Raw genomic sequence first — 21,005 nt, 5'->3', positions numbered from 1 at the left:
GCCCGGGCCGGCGAACGGGAACCCGTCGAGCGGCCCGTCCGACCACGCCCCCCAGTCCGGCCCGGGGCGGGCGTCCGCACCCCCGGACCCGTGGCGCCGCCCCGCCCCCGGCGAAGCGGCGTCCGGCACACCCCAGTGGCCCGGGCCGGCGAACGGGAACCCGTCGAGCGGCCCGTCCGACCACGCCCCCCAGTCCGGCCCGGGGCGGGCGTCCGCACCCCCGGACCCGTGGCACCGCCCCGCCCCCGGCGAAGCGGCGACCGGCGCACCCCAGTGGCCCGGGCCGGCGAACGGGAACCCGTCGGCCGGCTCGGCAGGCGGCCCGGCCTGGTGGCCCGCCGCCTCGGCGGACGACCCCGGCCGGCCCGCCCCCCGGGCCGACGGATCCGGCGGCCCGTCGGCCGGCCCCTCCCACCGCCCCGGCACGACCGCCGACGGTCTGCCGTACCCGCGCCCCGGCGCCGCGTCCGACGGCTCGCCGCCTCCCTGGCCCGGCGCCGAACCGCCCGGCGCCCCCCTCGGGCCGACGCAGGTGCCCACCGCGGGCCGTACGGTCCCCGCCGCCGAGCAGCCCGTGGGCTACCCGCCCTACCCGGACCGGCCGCCCGCCGAGGCCCCCTGGCCCGGCGCCGACACCTCGGTGCCCTGGGGGATCGCCGACAGCGACGGCCAGGACGAATGGAACGACGCGGGCGAGCACGATCCCTGGAAGGGAGACCCGCGGTGAACGACGCGACGCCGGACGACGGCGTGCTCGTCCTCGACCTGAGGCCGCCGCCGGGCCGCCCCGCCGACCCCGCCGCGACCCAGCGGACCGTGCAGGAACAGCTAGGCCGCGCCCGCCTCGGCGGCTACGGACCGCTGCGGCTGCTGATCCTGGACACCGCCGTCGGCCTCACCGCCCACACGGCGGCCTACGAACGCGTCATGGGCTACCCGGCCCAGTCCGCACCGCAGGTGCTGTGCGTCGCGGTCGGCGACGTGCCCCCCGCCGAACCGCCGCCCGGCGAGCTGACCGGCGAGCTGACCGGCGCGCCCCGGGCCGGCCGCCGGCTGCGCCTGCCCACCGTGCTGCGCACGGCCGGGGCCGCGGTGCTCTGGGTCTCCGACCCGCAGTGCGGAGCACAGGACCCGGACCTGCACCCGGACCTGCACCCGGACCGGCGCCCGGACCGGCCGACGGACCGGGTCCCCGCCGGGCACCGCTCCGCCGGCAGCGAGGCCGCCGTCGCCCTGCTGGTCGAACTGCTGCGTCCGCCCGAGCTGTTCGACGAGGTGTTGGAGAAGGCCCTGCGCTGCCCTTCCGCGACCGTCGCGCTCTCCGCCCACGTCCTCGCCTACGACCTGCCCGCCGAGGCCCGCGACCGGGCCTGGCGCGCGGCACTCGCCCGGTTCGCCGGCGACCCCGCCGCACAGCTCACCGCCGACGCCGCCGCCCCCGCGCCCGAGGAACTGCCCAGGGCCCTCGCCGAACTGCTGCCGGGCGGCTCCGCCCGCTCCCCGGAGCGCCTCCTGCGCCCCGACGGGCCGGTCGCCGCGGAACGGGACGCCTGCGTCCGGGCCCTGGACGCCGCCGACACGGCCTGGTCCGACCTCGCCCGGCCGCTGGCTCTGCTGACCGGCAAGGACGCCGCGCAGGCCCTGCCCCTGGCCGTCGAGGACGCCTCCCGCGGCCTGCGGCGCTACCGCGAGGTCGTCGCCCGCGTCCTGCGCGAGAGCGGCGCGCCCGGCGTCCCGCCCGCCGAGTCCGCCGCCTTACTGGACCGGCTGGGGGTCACCCCGCCCACCGGCCCCCGCTCCACCGGGCGGCCCGACCGGGCCACCGAGGAGGAACTCGGCGCCTTCACCCTCGGCCTGCTCTCCCGGGGCCTGGCCCTGCACACGGTGGCCGGCCGGCTCACCTCGCTGTCCGAACAGGTCGCCACGGTCCCGGCCGCCGGCCTGGCCGCCCGCCTCGGCCAGCGCTGCCCGACGGACCTGCCCGGCCGGGTCGGCGTCTCCCACCCCTTCGGCTTCGCCTCCGCCGGGCTCGGCCGGCTCGCCGGCCTCGGCGCGCTCATCGCCCTGGCCGGCCTCGGCCGATGGCCGGGCACCGTCCTGGCCGTGGTGCCGGTCCTGGTGCTGCTGATCGGCGGCGCCCTCGCCGCCGGCCGCCGGCCCAACCCGGCCGTGCGCGGGCCGATCCGTCAGGCCGCAGGCCCCCGCACGGTCGCCGTCGTCCTCGGCGCCACCGGCGCGTTCCTGCTCGGGCACCTGCTGAACCCGCCCCCGTGGATCGGCGTGATCGGCGCGGCCGTGGCCGCCTCCGCCTGTCTGCTGATGGTCTGCTCCGACTGGGTGCGGGCCGTGGACGAATGGTGCGAGGGCACCGGCCTCGCCGTGCTGCGCCAGGGGCTGGACGGCGTCGACTCCGTCCTCGCCGAGGCGATGCGCCAGCAGTGGTGGGCCGCCGACGAACGCACCCGGTGCGCCGACTCCGCCCGCGCTCTGGCGGTGGTGCTGCGCCGCAGCGCCACCGAGGCGCACGGCAGCCGGACCGCGCACAGCCCCACCGTCCCCGGCCGGCCCGACCCGGACGCCTTCCTGCCCCGGGACGAGTCCGGCCGCGCGCACCGCACCGGCGACGGCTGGCCCGCCGACACCTGGTCGGACGAGGACTGGCCCGAGGACCCCTGGAGCGAGGCCCCCACCGGCGACGGTCCCTGGGACGAGGAGCCTTGGCGCAGGCCCCGCAACGGCGAACAGCCGCCCCCCTCGTCGGCCCCCTCGCCGCCCGCCTTCCCGCCCGAGCCGCCGGCCGCGGACCCCGCCGACGACCGGCCCGCGGCCTCCGACGCCCCGCACTGGCTGGTGCACACCGCCGCCGACGGCGGCCCCGAGCTGCTGCCCACGCTGGTCGCCGACCTCGCGGACGCCACCGTCGACGCGCTGCGCCGCTTCTGGGGCGCCACCGCCCCGGCCTCGACCGCGCACCGGGCCGCCGACACCCTCGCGGAGGCCGTCCGCGACGGATTCGGCACCGCCCGCCGCCACCTCGAACGCTGCGGAGTGATAGCGGTGCCCCCCTTCGCCCGGCACGACCGCCGCCGCGGCGACGCCATGGCCCTGCTCGGCAGCGGCCTGCGGCCCCTGCAGGACGCGCTGACGCCGGAGGCCGCCGACCGGCTGCGGTCGCTGTGCTCGGCGGCCCAGCTGCCGCTGCTCAGCCGGGACCCGACGGCCATGCACGTCATCCGCTTCGCACCGCGGGCGGTACGCACCGCGCTGGGGACGGCCCCGGCGCCCGCGCCCGACGACGCCGTATGGATGTCGTCCGGTCGTTTCGTCGGCGCGATCAAACTCACCGCCCTGCGCCCGGGGGCGGTCGAGACGGTACGGATCCGCGTCCGGGCCGCGGACGACGACAAGGCCGACAGCGGCCTGTCGCACGGTGACAGTGGGGGAGCCTCATGGTGAACGACCGACGCCCGGGACCGCACGGCGGCAACCCCTCAGAACGCCGAGAACGCCGAGAATCCGCAGAACCCGTGGAACCCGTGGAACCCGACGACCGGTCGCGCGCCGACCGCGAGTTCGACGAACTGAGCATGATCTCCCCGCAGGGCGCCCTCCGCCGGGTCGAGGCCCGCTTCGGCCCCGACCTGCCGCGCATGGTCCGCCCGCCCGCCGTCGGCCGACGCGTGCAGTTCGGCGACGACTGGTCCGGCCTCCAGGTCCGGCTGCCCGAGGCCGAACTCGCCAACGAGGCGGCACAGAGCACCATCGAGGCCGAGACCGCCGCCGTCCTGACCGTGCACCGCGCCTACTCCGGAACCCGCTACAGCGGCCTCTTCCCGGTACCGATCGGCTACGACATCAACGCCACCGAACCCTTCATCGTCTACGCGGCGCCCCGCGGACGCTCGGTCGCCGCCCTCGCCCAGGGCGTGTCCACCAGCCAGCAGCGCGTCATCGAACGCGATCTCGTCCTCGCCGTACGGCTCATGGAGGCCGTCGGACTGGTCCACCAGGGCCTCGTCCCGGCCGCCGTCCGCTGGGACGACCACGGCATCCAGCTCTGGGACTTCGGCTCCGTCACCCACCTGGGCCGCCCGCGCAGGCCCTTCGGCATCCCGCCCTACGCCTCCCCCGAACAACGGCACGGCGAGGGCCTCACGGACGCCCGCGACGCCCTGTGGAGCGTGGGCCAGGTCATGCACCAGCTGGTCACCGGACGCCCCGGACACCCCGACGGCCCGTCCTCCGACCTCCCGGCGCACCCCTCCCTCGCCCAGACCCTCGCCCCGGTCTTCGCCCCCCGCGCCGCCGACCGGCCCCAGCCGGGAGCACTGCTGCAACTCCTCATGCCCGGCGCCGGAACCGACTTCCCCGCCGCGGCCCAGCCCGACCCCCTCGACCCCTACCGGCGCGACTTCGACGCCGCGATGCGCCGCAAACGCGCCTCCCTGCGCCGCATCCCACCCCCCTCCACACCCCCGCCGCCACCCACGACACCCCCCTGGCGCGCCGGCCCCCACCTCGCCGACACCCCGCCGGGCCGCCCGCCCGCCGACACCGCCGAGGAGGGCGCCTGGCTCTACGGCGGCACCACCGCCCAGGACCCGGAGACCGCCGGCACCGAGAGGGGCCGCTACCGATGAGCCTCTTCACCGCGGCCGGCACCGGCCCCGACATGCTCTGCCCCTACTGCCTGGAGGTCGTCTCCTACGACGAACGCCACCTCTACGTCCGCGACGAGCGGCAGCAGTACCAGACCCTGGACCTCAGCGGCCAGACCAGCCCGCTGCGCCGCGCCGACACCCTGCGCTCGGCCTACCAGCGCTGTCGCAACACCGACGGCGTGACCCCGCACTACATCCCCGTCCCCTACCTCACCCACGGCAGCCCGCTCACCGTGGCCATGGTCGGCGACTCCGCGACCGGCAAGACCCACCTGCTCACCCAGATGATCGGCGAGATCACCGACGGCGGTCTGGAGCCGTACGGCATCACCTGGCAGTCAGTGAACCCGCAGGACCACCGCGAGTTCATGGAGGAGCAGGTCGACGTGCTGCGCTCCGGCCACATGCTGGAGCACACCCGTTCGCTGGAGACCTCCGCCACCTTCGAGGAGGCCCTGCTGCTCACCGGCGCCGACGGCAGAACCCGCCCGCTCGCCTTCTTCGACCTCGCCGGTGAGGACCTGCGGCGCACCGACGCCCTGCTGCGCTTCATGCTCGGCGTGGACGCGCTGATCTTCGTCGTGGACCCCTTGCGCGCCCTGCCGCACGCCCAGCTCGACCCCCTGCGCGGCGCGTTCCACTACACCCGCGGCGGCGACCCGGCCTTCCAGACCGTCCTGGACCGGCTGCCGCGCAGCGGGACGTATCTCGGGGTCGCCGCGGCCGTCGTCATCAACAAGTGCGACCTCCTGCGCTTCGAACCGCCGGTCGACCGCTGGCTGTCGCAGCCGCCGATGCCCCAGGTCTCCGCCGCCCGGTTCCGCGCCGAGAGCTGCGACGCCTACGCCTTCCTGCGCCACTACGCGGGACCGGCCTGGGTACGCCCGTTCGACAGCGTGCTGCGCTGCACCCTGCACTTCGCCTCCGCGACCGGCAGCCAGTACCGCGACGACCGTTTCGTGCACGGCGTACGGCCGCGCCGCGTCCTCGAACCGCTGGTCTCCGTGCTGTCCATGTGCGGAATGATCGGCGACACGGGCGCCGACGGCCCCGCCGAGGTGGGGATGTGAGCGACGCAAGCGGCGTGGTCGACCAGATGGTGTTCCGGTGGGCGGGCAGCCGGGGCGCCGCCCGGGGGGCCGGCATCACCGCGGTGGCCTACTCCTGCGACGAGCGCACCGCACGGGACCTCGCCGAGCAACGCGGCTCCGTGCTGCGGGTCACGGGCGGCGGAGGGCGGACCAGCGTGGTGCGTCTGATCCACGGCGACCGGGCGGTCCTGCTGCGCAGGATGCCGGACACGGACGGCAGCAGCCGGGAGAGCAACGTGTGCCACGCCCTCATGGCCCCGGCCGGCACCCTCACCGCCCGCCGCTGTCTGGCCCTGGGCTCCGGTCCCTGGGCCGAGGAGGGCTGGCTGGACCGCGCCAAAGGAGAGATCCCGGCCTTCGGGCTCAAGACCATCCAGGACTGGGCGGACGAACGGCAGGGCCCCCTGAAGGAGGGCGTCCCCCTGGTCCGGGAGCCGCTGGTCCGGCTGGTCGCCGAGCTTCTGCGCGCCCCGGGCGGCAGGGTGTCGGCCCGCATCGGCGAACTGGAGTCGGAGGCGCTCGCCGCCCGCGGGGACGCCGCGGGGCCGTTCCCGGACCCGGCGCTGTCGGCCCTGTGGGCCCTGTGCGACATCTTCGGCGAGTGGCTCGGCAACGACGGCTGGACCTACGCCACCTACGACACCTCGGACGCCCATCCGCACCGCGTGGTCTTCGTCCCCGACTGGCGCCGCTCCCATGTCCAGGACAACGACCTGCGCCGCATCAAGCTCACCGACCCCGGCCGCGACCGCGCTGCCGACCTCGCGGAGATGCTGGTCACCCACTACCGCAACTGGCTCGCCACGGCCTCCCAGGACGAGTACCCGCGCCCCCTCAAACGCGTCCCCGACGCCGCGTCCCTGCCGGAGGAGGACCGCTACGACGTCATCGAAGGCGCACTGACCGGACGGCTTCGCCGCCCCCGCCTCCACCCCCCCGCCCCGCCCCGCCCCCGCACGCCGACCACCCCGATCCCGCCCGACCACCACCAGCGGCCCCGCAACCACAGCCCCGCCCCACAACCAGCCCCGGCCCCACAGCCCGCACCCGCCCCACAACCCGCACCCGCCCCACAACCCACACCCGCCCCACAGCCCACCCCCGCGCCGCAACGGACGCGCCGGCCGGAGGACTCCGGCCCGTCCCCCCGCCCGGCCCCGAACCCCTGGGAGGACGAGCCGGACCCCTGGGCCGACCAGCACCCCTGGATCGACCCGGAGGCCTGGCTCACGCTGGAACACCGAACGGCCCCCGCGGAGCCGCTCCCGCCCCTGCCCGCCCCGCCGACGAACGGGCTGCACCCCTCGCCGGTCCCGCCCAGGCCCGACCGCCCGCCCGCCGTCGGCACGACGCCTGCCGGCGACCCGTACGGGCAGGAAGCCCCGCTGCGGTCGGAACGGGAGCGCGAGGCCGTCCTGAGGGAGGCGCACGACACCCCCTTCCTGCACGAGCTCCCCGCCCCGAGGATCAGGAAGCGCCCCAAGGCGAGACAGCCGATGGAGCAGCGGGTCCGTGACGAACTGGTCCGGCAGCTGTGCCATCCGCACGGCCCGCACGCCCACGACCTGCGCATGACCCTGCGCCACAGGCTCCTGACCGAGGCGTCGGTGGCCGACCTCGTCGACATCCTGGGCCGGCCGTTGAACTGCCAGGCGCAGAACCTCGTCCTCGGCACGCTGGGGGAGCGCGAGTACACGGACGCGGAACTGGGCGAGCTGTGCCGGGCGCTGCTGTACGAGCGGCTGCTGCTGCGGGCCCGGCCGACGGACGCCGACCCCGACGTCGAGGTCCATCTGGAGGCCCGGGCCCTGCACGTGGCCGCCTGGCTGCTCCATTGGCTGGTCGCGCCCCGGGCCCCGCGCCATCTGACCTCGGTGGAGAACTTCCTCGCCCACCTCGCGGCGTCGGACGAGTTCGTGCACCGCCAGCTCGTGGAGGAGATCCTCACCCGTGAGTGGCCTCGCGGCGTGCCCGACCTGCCCGCCTCCGCCCTGCGCGTCGCCGCACGGCACCTGTACGAGCGGCACGAGCTGTGGGTCCTCGGCCCCGAGCGGCTCGTCTGACCTGCCTGGGAGGCGTGACACGCCAGAGAGGGCGGCCCCGGCCGACTGGCCGGAACCGCCCTCTCTGGTTCTGTGTCCGAGGGGGGACTTGAACCCCCACGCCCGATAAAGGGCACTAGCACCTCAAGCTAGCGCGTCTGCCATTCCGCCACCCGGACAAGGTGTCTGTCGTGCGGGGTTTCCCTCGCGGCGACGACGTAAACATTACCAGGCTTTCCGGGGTGCCCCGATCACGGGCGGTCGGCCCGCCCCCGGCCGCGTCCGGCGTGAACGGCGTGTGACGGGCCGGGACCGGTCTTGGGCGGGGGCGCTGGGGAGAGGGAGGATGAGGGGGACCAGCAGCAGTGACAGCGGGAGGAAGCAGCGTGAACGCGACGGACGACACGGCCAGGAGCGTCACCGGCGAGGACGAGGTCGTGGACCTCTGCCGCGAGCTGATCCGGATCGACACCAGCAACTACGGCGACCACTCGGGTCCCGGCGAGCGCAAGGCGGCCGAGTGGGTCGCCGAGAAGCTCGCCGAGGTGGGCCTCGAACCGAAGATCTTCGAGTCGCACCCGGGCCGGGCCTCCACCGTGGCCCGCATCGAGGGCGAGGACCCGTCCCGGCCCGCGCTGCTCATCCACGGCCACCTCGACGTCGTCCCGGCCAACGCGGTCGACTGGACCCACCACCCGTTCTCCGGCGAGGTCGCCGACGGGTGCGTGTGGGGCCGGGGCGCGGTCGACATGAAGGACATGGACGCGATGACGCTGGCGGTCGTCCGCGACCGGCTGCGCTCCGGGCGCAGGCCGCCCCGGGACATCGTCCTCGCCTTCCTCGCCGACGAGGAGGCCGGCGGGCTGTACGGCGCCCGTCACCTCGTCGACCATCACCCCGACCTCTTCGAGGGCGTCACCGAGGCGATCAGCGAGGTCGGCGGGGTCTCCTTCACGGTGAGCGAGGAGCGTCGGCTCTACCTGATCCAGACGGCCGAGAAGGGCATGCACTGGATGAAGCTCACCGTCGCCGGGACCGCCGGACACGGGTCGATGATCCACCGGGACAACGCGATCACCGAGCTGTCCGAGGCGGTCGCCCGGCTCGGCCGGCACACCTTCCCGGTGCGGGTCACCAAGACGACCCGGGCCTTCCTCGACGAGCTCGGCGACGCCCTCGGAACCGAGCTGGACCCCGAGGACATGCAGTCGACGCTCGCCCGGCTCGGCGGCATCGCCAAGCTGATCGGCGCGACGCTGAGCAACACGGCCAACCCGACCCAGCTCGGCGCCGGCTACAAGGTCAACGTCATCCCGGGCGAGGCCACCGCGCACGTCGACGGGCGGTTCCTGCCGGGGCACGAGGAGGAGTTCCTCGCCGACCTCGACCGGATCCTCGGCCCGAAGGTGCGCCGCGAGGACGTGCACTCCGACAAGGCCCTGGAGACCTCCTTCGACGGGCCGCTCGTCGAGGCCATGCAGTCCGCGCTGCTCGCCGAGGACCCGACCGCGAAGGCCATCCCCTACATGCTCTCCGGCGGGACCGACGCCAAGTCCTTCGACGACCTCGGCATCCGCGGCTTCGGCTTCGCCCCGCTCAAGCTGCCCCCGGAGCTGGACTTCGCCGGGATGTTCCACGGCGTCGACGAGCGGGTCCCGGTGGACGGGCTGCAGTTCGGGGTGCGCGTGCTCGACCGCTTCATCGACGCGTCCTGAATTGTCCCGGTGAAACGAGATTTCACCGGCCGAGATAAATCGGCCGCTTGTGCGGACATAGCTGGGGAGAGTGAATGCGACGATAAGCTCGTAGCCTCATTAATTCCGCCTCGTTACAGGTGATGCGATCCGATTGCTTGGGATCGCTTTGCCAACAAGGAGGAATAATGATCAAGAAGGTCGTCGCTGCTGCGGCTGCCACTGGTGGTCTGGTTCTCGCGGGTGCGGGCCTGGCCGTCGCCGACGCCGGCGCGCAGGGTGCCGCGGTGCACTCCCCGGGTGTCGTGTCCGGCAATGTGGTCCAGGTGCCCGTGCACATCCCGGTGAACGTCTGCGGCAACACGATCTCGGCGATCGGGCTGCTGAACCCCGCCTTCGGCAACGTCTGCATCAACAAGTGACGTCGACCCGCTGAGGGGTCGTCTCTCGCCGTCGGCCCCGGAGCGCGCGCCATGCGCTCCGGGGCCGACCGGTCGTTTTCCGAAGAAAAAGCCGAAGAACTTCGAAGTGCCCGAAGAATTCGAACAGGTGGAATGATGCGAGGAATTCGGGACGAGTATGAGATCGAAAGCAGGGGTTCAGCAATGCGACAGGTCACCCGCAAAAGCTTCATGACCGTGGCGGCGGCGACGGGGGTGATCGCCGCCGCCGGCGGCTACGCCCACGCCGACTCCGCCGCGAACGGCATCGCCACGGACTCACCCGGCGTCCTGTCGGGCAACTCGGTGCAGGCGCCGATCAACGTCCCGGTGAACGTCTGCGGCAACACCGTCGACGTCATCGGGGCACTCAACCCGTCCTTCGGCAACTCCTGCGCCAACAAGGGCGGCGGTGCGTCGTCGGGCGGCGGGTACGGCGAACACCGGGGAGGCGGCGGCAGCCAGGCCGGGAACCACGGTGGAAACCACAACGGCGCAGGCCACAACGGCGCAGGCCATGACGGCTCCGGCGCGCAAGGAGGCTCCGGGGGCGCGCACGCGGGCGGGTACACCGGCGGATCGCCCGGTGTCGGCTCCGGCAACCACGTTCAGGTGCCGATCGACGTGCCGGTGAACGTGTGCGGCAACAGCGTCGACGTCGTCGGGCTCCTCAACCCGTCGATGGGCAACGACTGCGCGAGCGACGGCGGTTCCGGCGTTCACACGCCTCCGTCCCGCGGCCACGAGACGCCGGGCAAGCCCGGTCACCCCGGCCCCGGCAAGCCGGGCGAGCACGGCCAGTCCAACCCGTCCGGACCCGGGGGCCTGCCGTCCGCCTCGGACCACCTGACGCCGGCCGGCGCCGCCTCCGCCCACCGGCCCGCCGCCCAGCCCGCCGCCGCGCAACTCGCGCACACCGGCAGCGAACTGCCGATGGGCCTCGTCCTGCCGGCCGGCGCGGGCGCACTGCTCGCGGGCGCGGTGCTCTACCGCAAGGCGCGCCCCACCGCGTGATCCTCCCCGGCGCCGCACACAACGGAGCGGGCCCCGCCTCGGCGGGGCCCGCTCCGTTTCCGTCGTCTCACCTCACCACGTGGCCCGCACCTGGCGGATGATGCGCCTGCGCAACCGCACCCTGCGGCTGCCGTCACGCAGCAGGCTCAGGCGGTCCAACTCCCAGTGTCCGTACTCGGCATGGTCGGTCAGCAGTCGTGTCGCCTCCTTGCGGGAGACCCCGCGCGGTACGTACACGTCGACAAATTCGTATTCCGGCATCGCATCTATTGTGCGGGCTGGGGCCCGGTACGGATAGCGTCTGCACTATGTCTGATGCTGCGCAGCCCACCGCTGCCGAGGTACGTGCCGCCGCCGAGGCGGTCAAGACCGCGCTCGACCGCCACCTGGCGGCGGTCGAGCGCAGGTCGGGTGAGGACGACCCGGCCGTCTACGAGGCGTTCAACGAGCTGGCCGCGGCCGCCGAGGTCTACGACGAACTGCTCTACGACCGCTACGACGAGGTCACGCCCTTCGAGATCCCCGGCACGGAGGACTCCCTGCCGCCGTACGAGGGCCCCGAGGAGCCGAACGCGCTGAGCGTGCTGATCCGACGCGACTACGCCGTCGCGGAGCCACAGCGGCTGCTGGCGCAGGCCCAGCGGATCGAGGCCGCGGACGACGAGGGAGTCGGCGCGGAGGTCGCGGCCACCGTGCATGGGGCGCTGGGCATCCTGTTCGGCGAGTTCGAACCGGACGAGATCGCCTCCCGCCACAAGGAGTTCGGCCTGGAGGAGGGCGACTCCACCCTGTGGGTGCTGGCCGCCGAGGAACCGGCGGAGCCGGGCGAGTGGCTGGAGACACCGTTCGACCAGGCCGATCCCGGCCGGGTGGTCTGCCGCTTCGACGTGAGCGCGGTGTTCGACGACCTCGAAGACGGCGACGAGGGCGACGACGGCGAGGATCTCGTGGACATCGAGGACGAGGACCTGGAGCCATTGGACGCGGACCGCTAGCAGGCGGCGGTAGCCGACAGGTTCCGAGAGGTCGTGACGGCGGCGGCCGCGAGGGGGAGACCCTTCGCGGCCGCCGCCGTTCGTGCCAGAACCTGTCCTGGACCTGTCCTGGGCCCTTCCTAGGCCGTGCCCGCCGCCGGGACCTGGGTGCGCAGCAGCGCCGGCAGCCGGGTCGTGCGGGGCTTCGCCACAACCTCGGCGACGGCTCTCGGGAGGGCCTGTTCCACGCCGTGCACCACGGACAGATGGCGCTCAGCCCGGCCGAAGGCCGTGTACACCCAGGGGCGGGAGAGGGCCTGCGCCGCGTCGCCGGGCAGCACCGCGACCGCCGCCGGCCACCGGCTGCCCACCGCCTGGTGCGCGGTCAGCGCCCACCCGTGCCGCACGGCCTGCTCCACCCGCTCCCTCGGTACGACGACGGAGGCGCCCGCACACGTCAGGTGCAGCCCCTCCGCGTCGGCCGTCACCACCCGGCCCGGCACCGTACGGCCCGGCGCGGGGGAGTAGGCGATCCGGTCGCCGGGGTCGAAGCCGCCGAAGCGGCCGGGTCCCGGATTGAGCCGTTCTTTGAGGGCGGCGTTCAACGCGCGCGTGCCGGCCGCGCCGCCGTGCCCGGGGGTGATCACCACCGTCTCCTGGGGCGTGATCCCGAAGGCGCGCGGCACCGAGTCGGCGACGAGCTGGACGGTCCGGTGCACGGCCTCGCCCGCGTCCCGCACCGGCACGATCACGAGCTCCTTGCCGGGCGCGTCGACCTGGTTCAGCTCGCCGATGCCGACACCCGACACCAGCTCGCCGAGCGGCCCCGGGTCGGGTGTGCGCGAGGCGACCTGTGGGCACACGCGGGCCGCGAGCAGGTCGGCGAAGACCCGGCCGGGACCGGCCGACCACAGCACCGCCGGATCCCCGCTGAGCACCAGCCGCGCGCCGTCCGACAGCGACTCCGCCAGCATCGCGGCGCTCTCCACGTCCAGCTGCGGCGCGTCCAGCACGACCAGCAGATCGAGGGCGAAGGCCCCGTCGGCGTCCCGCCCGGGACCCTCGGCGCCGGCCAGGAGACCGGGGACGGTCACGACGGCGTCGTCCGCCTCGCCCAGGAGGGCCGCGAACCGGCGCCGTCCGTCCGGTGTGTGGCAGGCCGCGACGGTGCGCAGGCCCAGGGCCCGGGCCGCGGCGAGCAGGGCCGCCGGTTCGGCGCGGGCGGCCTCGCCGCCGGTGTGCAGTACCAGGCCGTGCCCGGCGACGGCGCGGATCAGCTCGGCCGCGCTGCCGGAGGCGTCGGCCGTCGCCGACTCCCACGCTGCCGGGGCCTCCTTGGCCAGGGAGTTGACCACGCGGGCCAGTGCGTCGGCGAGGCTCTCCTCCGCGAGCGCGTACCGCTCCAGACCGACCAGGACCCGAACCGGCCGGGCCGCCTCGCCCTCGCCGCCGCCCTCCTCGGTGTCCGCCGCCGGCTGCCCGGCTCCGGGCGCGTCCAGGGCGTCCTGGAAGACGAGGGCCTCGCCTTCGGCCAGCGTGCTCTGCACGGCCGCGTCCGCGTCGGGCACCGCCTGGCGGCCGAGGGCCGCGGTGAGCGTCGGCAGCTCCAGGGCGGTGTGCCCGGCCAGGGCGGCCTGCTCCAGCAGCCAGACCGTCACCGCGCGGCCGCGTCGTTCGTCGTCGGGGGCGCACTGCGGGCCGAGCAGCGCCCGCGCGAAACCGTCGGCCTGCTCCGGCCGCACACCGGGGACGCGCAGCAGCTGCCAGGGGTCCTCGCGCAGCAGGTCCTCGGCGCCCTCTCCGAGCGCGGCGGCGGCCTGCGGCGCGAGCGCCTCGGGTGCGCCGCCGTCGGCGAGCACGCGCCGTACGCCCTCGACGGTGTCCGTCGTGGGCGCCGCTGCGGCGGCGGGCTCGGCGGCCACCGGCTGCGGACGCCGTACCGGCTCCGGGGCCGGGCGGCGCGGGGCGGGTTCCGGCGCGTCGAAGACGGTGGCCGGAGGCTTCGCGCCCCCCTCCACGGCACGGACGGCGGCCAGCAGGTCGGCGGCCTTCCCGGTGAGCCCCGCCCCGGCGGCGATGGGCGCCGCCTTCTCGGCCTTGCGCCGCTCGATCCGCTCCCGCTCCAGCTTCTGCGCGGCGAGCTCGGCCTGGGCCTCGGAAAGCTGCGCGGCGGCCTCCCCATCGCCCCCCTCGCCGGTCCCCGAAGCCGTGCCGTCGCCACCGCCGCCCTCGCCGGTCACCGAAGCCGTGTCGTCGCCACCGCCACCGCCACCACCGCTGTCGCGGCCCTCGCCGGTCCCCGAAGCCGTGTCGTCGTCACCGCCACCGCCGTCGCCGCTGTCGTCGCCGCCCTCGCCGGTCCCCGAAGCTGTGTCGTCGTCACCGCCACCGCCACCCCCAGCGCCACCGCCGTCGGCGTCATCGGCGTCGGTCCGGTCCGTGCCCTCCGGTTCTGCCTCCGGGGCAGGCGGCTCGCCGGCTGCGCCGCTCTCGGCCCTCGCCCCCGGCGTCGCCGGCCCGGCGTTCTCCGTGTTCTCCGGGGGAACCGGCTCCGTGCTCACAGCGTGCTCCAGTCGTGATCGGGATAGCGGTGCAGGGGCGCCGACACATCGTCGAGCGCCCGGCAGATCTCGTCAGGAAGACTAAGGGCCTCCACTGACAATGCCGCCGTGAGCTGCTGCGCGTTGCGCGCGCCGACGATCGGGGCGGCCACGCCGGGGCGGTCGCGGACCCAGGCGAGGGCGACCTGGAGCGGGGTCACCGCGAGCCCGTCCGCGGCGGTCGCCACGGCGTCCACGATGCGGCTCGCGGTGTCGTCGAGGTAGGGCTCGACGAAGAGCCCGAAGTGGTCCGAGGCGCCGCGTGAGTCGGGCGGCAGGGCGTCGCCCCGGTACTTGCCGGTGAGGACGCCGCGGCCCAGCGGCGAGGAGGGCAGCAGGCCGATGCCCAGATCGAGCGCGGCCGGCAGCACCTCGCGCTCGATGCCGCGTTGCAGCAGCGAGTACTCCATCTGCGTCGCCGCCAGCCGCGTCCGGGCGCCCGGGGCGGCGAGCTGCCAGGTGGCCGCCTTGGCGAGCTGCCAGCCGCAGAAGTTGGAGACCCCGGCATAGCGGGCGCGGCCGCTGGCGACAGCGATGTCGAGGGCCTGCAGGGTCTCCTCCAGCGGGGTGTCCGGGTCGAAGGCGTGCACCTGCCACACGTCGACGTAGTCCGTGCCGAGCCGGGCCAGCGAGGCGTCGAGGGCGGCCAGGAGGTGGCCCCGCGAGCCGTCGAAGCGGCGGTCCGGGTCGGGGACGCTGCCCGCCTTCGTCGAGATGATCAGGTCCCGGCGCGGCACCAGGCCGTCTATGAGCCGCCCGAGCAGGTACTCGGCGTCCCCGTCGCCGTACACGTCGGCCGTGTCGACGAGGGTCCCGCCCGCCTCCCAGAACGTCTTCATGACGTCCGCGGCGTCGTGCTCGTCGGTGTCACGGCCCCAGGTCAGGGTGCCGAGCCCGATGCGGGACACACGCAGGCCGGTGCGGCCGAGATGCCTCTGCTCCATGAACGCCGAGATTACTGGCCAGAACTGGGCAGTGGGTTGCCTGTGGATAACCGAATCTTCGCGTGCGGGCCCCGCGCGGCGGGACCGCGGCCTGACCCGACGGCCGCCCCCGCGCTACTGTCTCCGCAACAGCGTCGTTACTGATCAGTAAGGGGAATCGGCCATGCAGCTCGGGATCAACCTCGGCTACTGGGGTGCCGGAATGGACGGCGACAACCTCGCCGTGGCCCAGGAGGCCGACCGCCTCGGATACGCCGTCTGCTGGGCCGCCGAGGCCTACGGATCGGACGCGGCCACCGTCCTCACCTGGGTCGCCGCGCAGACCGAGCGGATCGACGTCGGCTCGGCCATCTTCCAGATCCCCGCGCGCCAGCCCGCGATGACCGCGATGACCGCCGCCACCCTCGACTCCCTCTCCGGCGGCCGCTTCCGCCTCGGCCTCGGCGTCTCCGGGCCGCAGGTCTCCGAGGGCTGGTACGGCGTCAAGTTCGACAAGCCGCTGGCCCGCACGCGCGAGTACGTCGAGATCGTCCGCAAGGCGATGACGCGGGAGCGGCTGTCCTACGAAGGCGAGCACTGGACGCTGCCGCTGCCGGGCGGCCCGGGCAAGCCGATCAAGCTGACCGTGCACCCTGAGCGCGAGCACATCCCGCTGTACATCGCCGCGATCGGGCCGAAGAACCTGGAGCAGACCGGCGAGATCGCCGACGGCGCACTGCTCATCTTCCCGTCCGCCGACCACCTGGAGGACACCGCGGTCACATACCTGCGGGCCGGGCGCGAGAAGGCCGGCAAGACCCTGGAGGGCTTCGACATCTGCCCGACGCTGCCGCTGGCCGTCGGCGACGACAAGGACGTCGAGCGGCTCGCCGACACCTTCCGCCCCTACACCGCGCTGTACGTCGGCGGCATGGGCAGCCGCAAGCAGAACTTCTACAACCAGCTCGCGCAGCGCATGGGGTACGAGGCGGCGGCCGCCGAGATCCAGGACAAGTACCTGTCCGGCGACAAGCAGGGCGCCGCGGCCGCGGTTCCGCACGAGCTGATCGACCGGACGACGCTGCTGGGTTCGGTGGAGCGGATCGCCGACCGGATGAAGGCCTACGCGGCGGCCGGCGTCACCACCCTCACCCTCGCCCCCGCGGGCTTCACCCTCGACGAGCGCCTCGCCTCACTGCGGGCGGGCGCGCAGGCCCTGGAGCTCGCCGGACTGGCGTAGGAGGGGGAGTTTCAGCGGCCGTGGTGGGGGCTCGGGGGTCTTCCCCGCCACGGCCGTCACGGGGAACAACGCGCCGGGACGCGCGCGGTTACGCCCTCGTCGTGCTTCAGGACGTCCGCCTTTCGGCGCAGTTGTCGGACATAGGTGTTGCGGCATCTGCCGTGCCGCATTTGACTCGATTGCATGCTTTCGGCGAAGAGTCTGTTCCAGGAGATCATCGACAACGACGAGTCCTTCGCGCTCTTCTGCTCCATCGCCGCCGGCGGTGAGTCGCAGGGCGGCTGGGAGAACGCCCGGATCGCCGCGCTCGTCCCGCAGAGCGAACGCGGCCTGGCCCCCAAGATCACCCGCCACGGCGCCGACGAGGACAAACACGGGCGCATCTTCACCGCGCTGATGAAGAAGCGCGGCCTCGCACCCGTGCCCGTCCCGCCGGAGACCGACTACACGATGCTCCTGGAGCGCGACGGCATCGGTCTGGCCCACGACCGGCTCAGGGCCGACCGGCCGCTGAGCGTGCAGGACATCGTCGTCTACCTCGCCCACAGCCGGGTCACCGAACAGCGCGCCTCCGAACAGATGGAGCTGCTGCGCAGGCACTTCGCCGACCACCCCGACCTCGGGCGCGCCGTGAAGATGATCTCCAACGACGAGGACAACCACCTCGCCTACTGCCACGAGGAACTGCTGCGCTTCGCCCGCGCGGGACACGGCCGCGCCATCCAGCGGACGCTGCGCCGGTGCGCGCTCGCCGAGATCCGGATCTACCGGGACGTCAGCCTGGCCGTCATGGCCCACATGGGCCGCATCCTCGGCTGGCCCAGGGCCAAGTCGGCCGTCCTCGCGGCCGGCATCCACGCCGTGTACGCGTGGGAGCGGTTCGCGGGCTGGCGGCGGATGGTCTCCCTGACGATGCCCGAGCGCCGCGACGCGCTCGGCGGACCGGCCGCCACGGCGCCAGAGTTCGCCTGAACCGACGGGACACCCCGGCCGTCCACGCGCTAGAGCCAGCCGCGCCGCTTGAACAACCGGTACAGCACGACCTCCAGGCCGGCCATCAGCAGGATCACCGCCGGATACGACCAACCCCACCGCAGCTCGGGCATGTGCCTGAAGTTCATGCCGTAGATCCCCGCGATCATCGTGGGGACCGCGGCCATGGCCGCCCACGCGGAGATCTTCCGCATGTCGTCGTTCTGCCGGACGCTCATCTGCGCCAGATGCGCCGAGAGGACGTCCGACACCAGCCGGTCCAGTCCCTCGACCGCCTCGTTCACGCGCGTGAGGTGGTCGCTGACGTCGCGGAAGAAAGGCTGCGCCTTCTCGTGGACGAACGGCACGCGCACGCCGAACAGGCCCCCGCCCGCGAGCCGGTCCAGCGGCTGCGCCAGCGGGCCCGTGGCCCGGCGGAACTCCAGGACCTGCCGCTTGAAGGAGTAGATCCGCGACGCCGTGTGCCGCGAGCCCCCGCCGGTCGGCGAGAACACCTCCGCCTCCAGCTCCTCCAGGTCCGTGCCCAACTCGCCCGCCACGTCGACGTAGTGGTCGACCACGGCGTCGGCGATCGAGTAGAGCACCGCCGTGGGGCCGTGCCGGAGCATCTCCGGCTCCTCCTCCAGACGGTGCCGCACGGCTCCCAGGGGCGCCTCCTCGCCGTGCCGCACGGTCACCACGAACGAGTCGCCCACGAAGACCATCACCTCGCCGGAGGAGACGATGTCGCTCTTCGGCTCGTACCCCACGGGCTTGAGGACCACGAACAGCGAGTCGTCGTACACCTCCAGCTTGGGGCGCTGATGCGCGTTGAGGGCGTCCTCGACGGCCAGCGGGTGCAGCCCGAACTCCTCCGCGACCTGGTCGAACTCGGGCTCCGTGGGCTCGTACAGCCCGATCCAGACGAAGGCGTCGCCCCCGCCCCGGCACTGCGCCAGGGCGTCGGAGAAGTCCGCGGGCCCCTCCGTGCGGCGCCCGTCGCGGTAGATGGCGCAGTCGACGATCACGGAGCGCATTCTCCCGCCGTACGCCGGCGACCGCACCCCGTCGTGCGCCTACGCTGGGCCGCATGCCCACGTTGATCCTCGTCCGGCACGGCCGGTCCACCGCCAACACCTCCGGAGTGCTCGCCGGCTGGACGCCCGGCGTCGCCCTCGACGAGCGCGGGGCCGCGCAGGCCGCCGCGCTGCCCGGCAGGCTGGAGGGACTGCCGATCGCCGAGGTCGTCGCCAGCCCCCTGCAACGCTGCCAGGAGACGATTCAGCCCCTCCTCGACGCCCGCCCCGGCCTGCGCGCGCACAGCGACGAGCGGATCGGGGAGTGCCACTACGGCGACTGGTCCGGCCGCAAGCTCGCCGAGCTGATGGACGAGCCGCTGATGGAGGTCGTGCAGGCGCACCCCTCCGCGGCGGCCTTCCCCGGCGGCGAGTCCATGAGGGCCATGCAGACCCGGGCCGCCGAGGCGGTGCGCGAGTGGAACGCGCGCGTGGAGCGCGACCACGGCGCCGACGCCGTCTATGTGATGTGCTCGCACGGCGACATCATCAAGTCGCTCGTCGCGGACGCGCTCGGACTTCATCTCGACCTCTTCCAGCGGATCTCTGTCGAACCGTGTTCCATCACCGCGATCCGTTACACCCGGCTGCGCCCCTTTCTCGTGCGCCTCGGCGACACCGGCGACTTCGCCTCGCTCGCGCCGCGCGAGGAACCCCCCGCCGGGGAGGCCGAGGTCGGGGGCGGTGCGGGCGCACCGTGATCGTCGGCCGCAGTAGGGTGAAGCGGTCCACGTACGCGCGCGTACACGCACGGACGTTCCCCCACACCTTTCCCGACCCACGATGACCCCCGATTCCCATGGAGACAGGACGTGTCCCGTCAGGTGTTCCTCTACGACCCCCCGGACCGCTTCGTGGCCGGTACGGTCGGACTGCCCGGGCGCCGTACCTTCTTCCTCCAGGCCACCGCCGGCGCCCGCGTGACCAGCGTGGCCCTGGAGAAGACCCAGGTCGCCGCGCTCGCCGAGCGCATGGACGAACTGCTGGACGAGGTCGTACGCCGTAGCGGCGGCAGCGCCCCGGTGCCCGCCGTGTCGCCTGCCGAGAACACCGACACGGCGCCCCTCGACACCCCGATCGAGGAGGAGTTCCGGGTCGGCACCATGGCCCTCGCCTGGGACGGCGAGGAGCAGCGCATGATCGTCGAGGCGCAGGCCCTCGTGGAGCTCGACGCGGACTCCGAGGAGGATCTCGCCGAGGCCGAGGAAAGGCTCCTCCAGGACGAGGAGAACGGGCCCCCGATGCTGCGGGTCCGGCTCACCGGCGCGCAGGCGAGAGCCTTCGCCAAGCGCGCCCTCGACGTCGTCAACGCCGGCCGGCCGCCGTGCCCGCTGTGCAGCCTCCCGCTCGACCCGGAAGGACACGTATGTCCGCGCCAGAACGGATACCGCCGGGGGGCGTGACGGCCACCGACCCCGCCTCCGCCGAAGCACGGGAACTCCTCGCGCACGGCGAGCTCACCGTCCGCGGACGCATCCGCGACGCCTCGAACGCGGCCCTGTACTGCACCGTCGCGCACGAGGGCCGCGAGGCCGCCTGCGTGTACAAGCCGGTCGCCGGGGAGAGACCCCTGTGGGACTTCCCCGACGGCAACCTCGCCCAGCGCGAGGTCGCCGCGTACGAGGTCTCCGAGGCGACCGGCTGGGGCCTCGTCCCGCCCACCGTGCTGCGCGAGGGGCCGTACGGCGAGGGCATGTGCCAGCTGTGGATCGAGACGGCTCCCGAGGCCGAACTGCTCGCCCTCGTGGACGGGGAGGAGCCCGAGCCCGGCTGGAAGGCGATCGGCTTCGCCGAGGTCGGCGAGGGCCGCACCGCGCTGCTGGTGCATGCCGACGACGAACGGCTGCGCCGGCTCGCCGTCCTCGACGCGGTGATCAACAACGCCGACCGCAAGGGCGGCCACCTGCTGCCCACCGCCGACGGCCGGCTCTACGGCATCGACCACGGCGTCACCTTCAACGCCGAGAACAAGCTGCGCACGCTCCTGTGGGGCTGGGCGGGGGAGCCCCTGACCGGTGAGGCCGTCGAGGCCCTGAAGGCCCTCACCGGCGCCCTGGAGCCCGGCGGGCCGCTGGCCGTCACCCTGGCCGCGCTCATCACCCCCGCCGAACTGGACGCCACGCGCGCGCGTGCCGGGGCGCTACTCGACTCGGGGAAGCATCCGGAGCCGAGCGGAGAGTGGCCGGCGATCCCCTGGCCCCCGGTCTAGAGACATCGGTCACATCGGCCGGAATCACACAAGAGCGCCTTCCCGGCCGTCCGGCCTGCTCCGGTTCGT

The 21,005-nt window shown here is 74.2% G+C and carries 17 protein-coding genes, 1 tRNA gene and 1 pseudogene; 14 read left to right on the top strand and 5 right to left on the bottom strand.

The genetic code is table 11. The features are described 5' to 3' along the window. The 5 genes and pseudogenes from ACIBAF_RS05180 to ACIBAF_RS05160 all read left to right on the top strand — a co-directional run. A pseudogene (locus ACIBAF_RS05180) lies at nucleotides 1–727 on the top strand (hypothetical protein); the annotation flags it as partial. Next, complete coding sequence (locus ACIBAF_RS05175; protein ID WP_399461725.1) at nucleotides 724–3,456, top strand: hypothetical protein; 2,733 nt, start codon at nucleotides 724–726, stop codon at nucleotides 3,454–3,456. The pseudogene ACIBAF_RS05180 and the gene ACIBAF_RS05175, both read left to right, overlap by 4 nt. Nucleotides 3,457–3,527: 71 nt before the next feature. Continuing rightward, nucleotides 3,528–4,640: a hypothetical protein gene (locus ACIBAF_RS05170; protein WP_399461724.1), complete on the top strand. Its 1,113-nt coding sequence runs from the start codon at nucleotides 3,528–3,530 to the stop codon at nucleotides 4,638–4,640. Beyond that, nucleotides 4,637–5,731, top strand: a complete 1,095-nt coding sequence (locus ACIBAF_RS05165; protein ID WP_399461723.1) for a hypothetical protein — start codon at nucleotides 4,637–4,639, stop codon at nucleotides 5,729–5,731. The genes ACIBAF_RS05170 and ACIBAF_RS05165 overlap by 4 nt, the downstream gene beginning before the upstream one ends. Further along, nucleotides 5,728–7,815: a hypothetical protein gene (locus ACIBAF_RS05160; protein WP_399461722.1), complete on the top strand. Its 2,088-nt coding sequence runs from the start codon at nucleotides 5,728–5,730 to the stop codon at nucleotides 7,813–7,815. Before ACIBAF_RS05165 ends, ACIBAF_RS05160 begins: the two co-directional genes overlap by 4 nt. Before the next feature lie 73 nt (nucleotides 7,816–7,888). Here the strand turns inward: ACIBAF_RS05160 and ACIBAF_RS05155 are convergent. Beyond that, nucleotides 7,889–7,973: transfer RNA gene (locus tag ACIBAF_RS05155), tRNA-Leu, on the bottom strand. Nucleotides 7,974–8,180: 207 nt separating this feature from the next. On the opposite strand from ACIBAF_RS05155, the gene ACIBAF_RS05150 reads away from it, so the two are divergent. The 3 genes from ACIBAF_RS05150 (at nucleotide 8,181) to ACIBAF_RS05140 (ending at nucleotide 10,942) form a co-directional block, all read left to right on the top strand. Beyond that, nucleotides 8,181–9,509: a M20/M25/M40 family metallo-hydrolase gene (locus ACIBAF_RS05150; RefSeq protein WP_399461721.1), complete on the top strand. Its 1,329-nt coding sequence runs from the start codon at nucleotides 8,181–8,183 to the stop codon at nucleotides 9,507–9,509. 167 nt (nucleotides 9,510–9,676) lie between these two features. Then, the gene (gene chpH / locus ACIBAF_RS05145; protein ID WP_399461720.1) at nucleotides 9,677–9,910 is read left to right on the top strand and encodes a chaplin ChpH; all 234 of its coding nucleotides are present in this window, start codon (nucleotides 9,677–9,679) and stop codon (nucleotides 9,908–9,910) included. Between the two features lie 183 nt (nucleotides 9,911–10,093). Then, nucleotides 10,094–10,942 (top strand): chaplin, encoded by an 849-nt coding sequence (locus ACIBAF_RS05140; protein WP_399461719.1) that lies wholly within the window; start codon nucleotides 10,094–10,096, stop codon nucleotides 10,940–10,942. Between the two features lie 72 nt (nucleotides 10,943–11,014). On the opposite strand, the gene ACIBAF_RS05135 is transcribed toward ACIBAF_RS05140, so the two are convergent. Continuing rightward, nucleotides 11,015–11,203 carry a DUF5703 family protein gene (locus ACIBAF_RS05135; RefSeq protein ID WP_014671721.1) on the bottom strand — a complete coding sequence of 63 codons (189 nt, stop codon included), beginning with the start codon at nucleotides 11,201–11,203 and terminating at the stop codon, nucleotides 11,015–11,017. Between the two features lie 47 nt (nucleotides 11,204–11,250). Between ACIBAF_RS05135 and ACIBAF_RS05130 the strand changes: the two genes are divergently transcribed. Beyond that, entirely contained in the window at nucleotides 11,251–11,937 is a 687-nt protein-coding gene (locus tag ACIBAF_RS05130; RefSeq protein WP_399461718.1) for a hypothetical protein, read from the top strand. A gap of 119 nt (nucleotides 11,938–12,056) precedes the next feature. Here ACIBAF_RS05130 and ACIBAF_RS05125 read toward each other — a convergent pair whose 3' ends face one another. Further along, nucleotides 12,057–14,477, bottom strand: coding sequence for a helix-hairpin-helix domain-containing protein (locus ACIBAF_RS05125; protein WP_399461717.1), 2,421 nt, complete (start codon nucleotides 14,475–14,477; stop codon nucleotides 12,057–12,059). After that, complete coding sequence (locus ACIBAF_RS05120) at nucleotides 14,474–15,460, bottom strand: aldo/keto reductase (RefSeq protein ID WP_399461716.1); 987 nt, start codon at nucleotides 15,458–15,460, stop codon at nucleotides 14,474–14,476. The genes ACIBAF_RS05125 and ACIBAF_RS05120 overlap by 4 nt, the downstream gene beginning before the upstream one ends. Nucleotides 15,461–15,623: 163 nt before the next feature. On the opposite strand from ACIBAF_RS05120, the gene ACIBAF_RS05115 reads away from it, so the two are divergent. Both ACIBAF_RS05115 and ACIBAF_RS05110 read left to right on the top strand, forming a co-directional pair. After that, the gene (locus ACIBAF_RS05115; RefSeq protein WP_399461714.1) at nucleotides 15,624–16,679 is read left to right on the top strand and encodes an LLM class F420-dependent oxidoreductase; all 1,056 of its coding nucleotides are present in this window, start codon (nucleotides 15,624–15,626) and stop codon (nucleotides 16,677–16,679) included. Between the two features lie 183 nt (nucleotides 16,680–16,862). Then, a complete protein-coding gene (locus ACIBAF_RS05110; protein ID WP_399461713.1) occupies nucleotides 16,863–17,651 on the top strand; it encodes a ferritin-like domain-containing protein in 789 nt (262 codons plus the stop codon). A gap of 29 nt (nucleotides 17,652–17,680) precedes the next feature. Here the strand turns inward: ACIBAF_RS05110 and corA are convergent, their stop codons facing one another. Further along, a complete protein-coding gene (gene corA / locus ACIBAF_RS05105) occupies nucleotides 17,681–18,679 on the bottom strand; it encodes a magnesium/cobalt transporter CorA (protein ID WP_399461854.1) in 999 nt (332 codons plus the stop codon). A 62-nt stretch (nucleotides 18,680–18,741) separates the two neighbouring features. Between corA and ACIBAF_RS05100 the strand changes: the two genes are divergently transcribed. The 3 genes from ACIBAF_RS05100 (at nucleotide 18,742) to ACIBAF_RS05090 (ending at nucleotide 20,936) form a co-directional block, all read left to right on the top strand. Beyond that, nucleotides 18,742–19,428 carry a histidine phosphatase family protein gene (locus ACIBAF_RS05100; RefSeq protein WP_079663334.1) on the top strand — a complete coding sequence of 229 codons (687 nt, stop codon included), beginning with the start codon at nucleotides 18,742–18,744 and terminating at the stop codon, nucleotides 19,426–19,428. Between the two features lie 111 nt (nucleotides 19,429–19,539). Then, nucleotides 19,540–20,130, top strand: coding sequence for a DUF3090 domain-containing protein (locus ACIBAF_RS05095; RefSeq protein ID WP_079663335.1), 591 nt, complete (start codon nucleotides 19,540–19,542; stop codon nucleotides 20,128–20,130). Next, entirely contained in the window at nucleotides 20,094–20,936 is an 843-nt protein-coding gene (locus ACIBAF_RS05090; RefSeq protein ID WP_399461712.1) for an SCO1664 family protein, read from the top strand. The genes ACIBAF_RS05095 and ACIBAF_RS05090 overlap by 37 nt, the downstream gene beginning before the upstream one ends. The last annotated feature ends 69 nt before the right edge of the window (nucleotides 20,937–21,005 follow it).

Source organism: Streptomyces sp. NPDC051677, assembly GCF_044453465.1.
Classification (GTDB): Bacteria; Actinomycetota; Actinomycetes; order Streptomycetales; family Streptomycetaceae; genus Streptomyces.
The sequence above is the reverse complement of the archived record's forward strand: the minus strand, read 5'-3'. Positions and strand labels throughout refer to the sequence as shown.

Coding starts and splice junctions, on each gene's coding strand:
- ACIBAF_RS05165 (WP_399461723.1), top strand. CDS start 4,637: ATGAGCCTCTTCACCGCGGCCGGCACCGGCCCCGACATGCTCTGCCCC.
- ACIBAF_RS05090 (WP_399461712.1), top strand. CDS start 20,094: ATGTCCGCGCCAGAACGGATACCGCCGGGGGGCGTGACGGCCACCGAC.
- ACIBAF_RS05135 (WP_014671721.1), bottom strand. CDS start 11,203: ATGCCGGAATACGAATTTGTCGACGTGTACGTACCGCGCGGGGTCTCC.
- ACIBAF_RS05110 (WP_399461713.1), top strand. CDS start 16,863: ATGCTTTCGGCGAAGAGTCTGTTCCAGGAGATCATCGACAACGACGAG.
- ACIBAF_RS05100 (WP_079663334.1), top strand. CDS start 18,742: ATGCCCACGTTGATCCTCGTCCGGCACGGCCGGTCCACCGCCAACACC.
- ACIBAF_RS05130 (WP_399461718.1), top strand. CDS start 11,251: ATGTCTGATGCTGCGCAGCCCACCGCTGCCGAGGTACGTGCCGCCGCC.
- chpH (WP_399461720.1), top strand. CDS start 9,677: ATGATCAAGAAGGTCGTCGCTGCTGCGGCTGCCACTGGTGGTCTGGTT.
- ACIBAF_RS05140 (WP_399461719.1), top strand. CDS start 10,094: ATGCGACAGGTCACCCGCAAAAGCTTCATGACCGTGGCGGCGGCGACG.
- ACIBAF_RS05115 (WP_399461714.1), top strand. CDS start 15,624: ATGCAGCTCGGGATCAACCTCGGCTACTGGGGTGCCGGAATGGACGGC.
- ACIBAF_RS05120 (WP_399461716.1), bottom strand. CDS start 15,460: ATGGAGCAGAGGCATCTCGGCCGCACCGGCCTGCGTGTGTCCCGCATC.